General features: G+C 66.9%; 2 protein-coding genes. One reads left to right on the top strand and one right to left on the bottom strand.

The features are described from left to right. Positions 1–252: 252 nt before the first annotated feature. Positions 253–2,523: a (Fe-S)-binding protein gene (locus ACJ6WD_RS41205; RefSeq protein WP_055583998.1), complete on the bottom strand. Its 2,271-nt coding sequence runs from the start codon at positions 2,521–2,523 to the stop codon at positions 253–255. A gap of 333 nt (positions 2,524–2,856) precedes the next feature. Between ACJ6WD_RS41205 and dnaK the strand changes: the two genes are divergently transcribed. Continuing rightward, positions 2,857–3,977: molecular chaperone DnaK (gene dnaK / locus ACJ6WD_RS41200; RefSeq protein WP_407617801.1), on the top strand; the 1,121-nt coding region annotated here is incomplete at its 3' end.

Genomic DNA, 3,977 nt, shown 5'->3' with positions numbered 1-3,977 from the left:
ACCCAACAGCCCCGCGCAGCGGACAACGCCCGCGCCGCAGGCGCAACGGCGAGACGACCCACGGCGGGACGGCCGACAACGTACGACGACGCCCCGCGCAGCGGCAACGCGCCGCAGGCGCAAAACAGCAACCCCCACGGCGGGACGGCCGACCACGTACGACGAAGCCCCGCGCAGCGGACAACGTAGGTAGAAACCCGAGACACCGGCCCCCAAGGGGACCGGTGTCTCGGCGTTCGGGGTGTCGTCAGGTCACTTCGCCGGTGCCGGCTCCGGCGCGTCCGCGGGCTCCTCGTCGTCGGACGGGGGGTCCAGGGGCGTCTTGACGGAGTCCAGCAGGAGCTGGGCGACGTCCACGACCTGGATCGACTCCTTGGCCTTGCCGTCGTTCTTCTTGCCGTTGACCGAGTCGGTCAGCATGACGAGGCAGAACGGGCAGGCGGTGGAGACGATGTCGGGGTTGAGGGAGAGGGCCTCGTCGACGCGCTCGTTGTTGATGCGCTTGCCGATCCGCTCCTCCATCCACATCCGGGCGCCGCCGGCGCCGCAGCAGAAGCCGCGCTCCTTGTGGCGGTGCATCTCCTCGTTGCGCAGGCCCGGGACCTTGCCGATGATCTCGCGCGGGGGCGTGTAGATCTTGTTGTGGCGGCCCAGGTAGCACGGGTCGTGGTAGGTGATGATGCCCTCGACCGGGGTGACCGGGACGAGCTTGCCCTCGTCGACGAGGTGCTGGAGCAGCTGGGTGTGGTGGATGACCTCGTAGTCGCCGCCGAGCTGCGGGTACTCGTTGCCGAGCGTGTTGAGGCAGTGCGGGCAGGTCGCGACGATCTTCTTGGAGGCCTGGGGCTTCTTCGTCGACTCGTCCTCGGAGTCCTCGCCGAAGGCCATGTTGAGGGCCTCGACGTTCTGCTGGCCGAGCTGCTGGAAGAGGAACTCGTTGCCCAGGCGGCGGGCGGAGTCACCGGTGCACGCCTCGTCGCCGCCCATGATCGCGAACTTCACGCCCGCGATGTGCAGCAGCTCGGCGAACGCCTTGGTGGTCTTCTTGGCGCGGTCCTCCAGGGCGCCGGCGCAGCCGACCCAGTAGAGGTAGTCGACCTCGGTGAGGTCCTCGATGTCCTTGCCGACGACCGGGATCTCGAAGTCGACCTCCTTGGTCCAGGCCAGGCGCTGCTTCTTGGCCAGGCCCCAGGGGTTGCCCTTCTTCTCCAGGTTCTTGAGCATCGTGCCCGCCTCGGACGGGAACGCGGACTCGATCATGACCTGGTAGCGGCGCATGTCGACGATGTGGTCGACGTGCTCGATGTCGACCGGGCACTGCTCGACGCAGGCGCCGCAGGTGGTGCAGGACCACAGCACGTCGGGGTCGATGACGCCGTTCTCTTCGAGGGTGCCGATCAGCGGGCGCTCGGCCTCCGCGAGGGCGGTGGCCGGGACGTCCTTGAGCTGCTCCTCGCTCGCCTGCTCCTCGCCCTCCATCGACTTGCCGCCGCCGGCGAGCAGGTAGGGGGCCTTGGCGTGCGCGTGGTCGCGCAGCGACATGATCAGCAGCTTCGGGGAGAGCGGCTTGCCGGTGTTCCACGCGGGGCACTGCGACTGGCAGCGGCCGCACTCGGTGCAGGTGGAGAAGTCCAGCAGGCCCTTCCACGAGAAGTGCTCGACCTGGGAGACGCCGAACTGGTCGTCCTCGCCCGGGTCCTCGAAGTCGATCGGCTTGCCGGCCGACGTCATCGGCTGCAGGGCGCCGAGCGCGGTGCCGCCGTCCGCCTCGCGCTTGAACCAGATGTTGGGGAAGGCCAGGAACCGGTGCCAGGCCACGCCCATGTCGGTCTTGAGGGCGACCGTGATCATCCAGATGAACGAGGTGGCGATCTTCAGGCCGGCGAAGAAGTAGGTGAGGTTCTGGAGCGTGCCGACGCTCATCCCCTTCAGCCACGCGACGACCGGGTACGAGATGAAGAACGAGGCCTCGTAGCCGTCCACATGGTGCTGGGCGCCCTCCAGGGCGTGCAGCGTGAAGATGCAGATGCCGACGATGAGGATGACGGCCTCGACGAAGTACGCCTGGCCGAAGTTGGAGCCGGCGAAGCGGGACTTGCGGCCCGGCCGGTTCGGCTTCGACAGCTGCCGGATGACGATCAGGGCCAGGATGCCCAGCGTCGTCATGGTGCCGACGAACTCGACGAAGACGTTGTACGGCGTCCAGTCGCCGATGATCGGCAGGATCCAGTCGGCCTTGAAGAGCTGTCCGATGGCGTTGACGATCGTCAGCAGCAGGGAGAAGAAGCCCACCGCCACGAACCAGTGCGCCACGCCGACGACGCCCCAGCGGTTCATCCGGGTGTGGCCGAGGAATTCCTTGACCACGGTGACCGTGCGCTGCACGGGCTCGTCGGTGCGGGTGCCGGCGGGGACGGGCTGGCCGAGCCGGACCTGGCGGAAGATCTGCAGGATGGCGCGGCCGAATAGCGCGACGCCGACCGCGATTAGGACCAGCGACACGATGATCGCGGCGAGTTGCATGGGAGGCTCCTCGGACCTGCGAGAGCGGGAGAAATCTTCAGGAATCCGCGCGATCGGAACGGCCGGGCCGTGGAGATCTGAGCGGAACTACTAAGCGGTAACTTTTCGGGTCTGCGCTGAGGTTACCCAGTATTCCGGGCCCCATGAAGCCGCCCGGCCGGTGATCTGTGTCGCGCGGGCAACCGCCCGGCGGCCCCCGGCGTCCTCCGCAACGACCCGATGACGATAAGCGCGACATAAAACTTGAGCGCCTCCGACTCAGGTCTGTTGACAGGTTCGGATCGGTGCTGCACCCTTGAGCCTGTTCCACTCAAGTCAGCTGGAGGAATCGAAATGGCACGTGCGGTCGGCATCGACCTGGGCACGACTAACTCCGTCGTCAGTGTTCTCGAAGGCGGTGAGCCCACCGTCATCACCAACGCCGAGGGCGCCAGGACCACGCCGTCCGTCGTCGCCTTCGCGAAGAACGGCGAGGTGCTGGTCGGCGAGGTCGCCAAGCGTCAGGCGGTGACCAACGTCGAGCGGACGATCCGTTCGGTCAAGCGCCACATGGGCACTGACTGGAAGATCAACATTGACGACAAGGACTTCAACCCGCAGCAGATGTCTGCGTTCATCCTGCAGAAGCTGAAGCGGGATGCGGAGTCCTACCTCGGCGAGAAGGTCACCGACGCGGTCATCACCGTTCCGGCGTACTTCAACGACTCCGAGCGCCAGGCCACCAAGGAGGCCGGTGAGATCGCGGGCCTCAACGTCCTGCGCATCGTCAACGAGCCCACCGCGGCCGCCCTGGCCTACGGTCTGGAGAAGGAAGACCAGACCATTCTCGTCTTCGACCTCGGTGGCGGCACCTTCGACGTGTCGCTCCTGGAGATCGGCGACGGCGTGGTCGAGGTGAAGGCCACCAACGGTGACAACCACCTCGGTGGTGACGACTGGGACCAGCGCGTCGTCGACTACCTGGTCAAGCAGTTCGCCAACGGCCACGGCGTGGACCTCTCCAAGGACAAGATGGCGCTCCAGCGCCTGCGCGAGGCCGCGGAGAAGGCGAAGATCGAGCTGTCGTCGTCCAGCGAGACGACGATCAACCTGCCCTACATCACGGCCTCCGCCGAGGGCCCGCTGCACCTGGACGAGAAGCTCACCCGCTCGCAGTTCCAGCAGCTGACCGCGGACCTCCTCGACCGCTGCAAGACCCCGTTCCACAACGTGATCAAGGACGCCGGCATCCAGCTGTCCGAGATCGACCACGTGGTCCTGGTCGGCGGCTCGACCCGTATGCCCGCCGTCGCCGAGCTCGTCAAGGAGCTGACCGGCGGCAAGGAGGCCAACAAGGGCGTCAACCCGGACGAGGTCGTCGCCATGGGCGCCAGCCTTCAGGCCGGTGTCCTCAAGGGCGAGGTCAAGGACGTCCTCCTGCTGGACGTCACCCCGCTGTCCCTCGGCATCGAGAC

Source organism: Streptomyces sp. VTCC 41912 (assembly GCF_045799175.1).
Taxonomy (GTDB): Bacteria; Actinomycetota; Actinomycetes; order Streptomycetales; family Streptomycetaceae; genus Streptomyces; species Streptomyces albulus_C.
The sequence above is the reverse complement of the archived record's forward strand: the minus strand, read 5'-3'. Positions and strand labels throughout refer to the sequence as shown.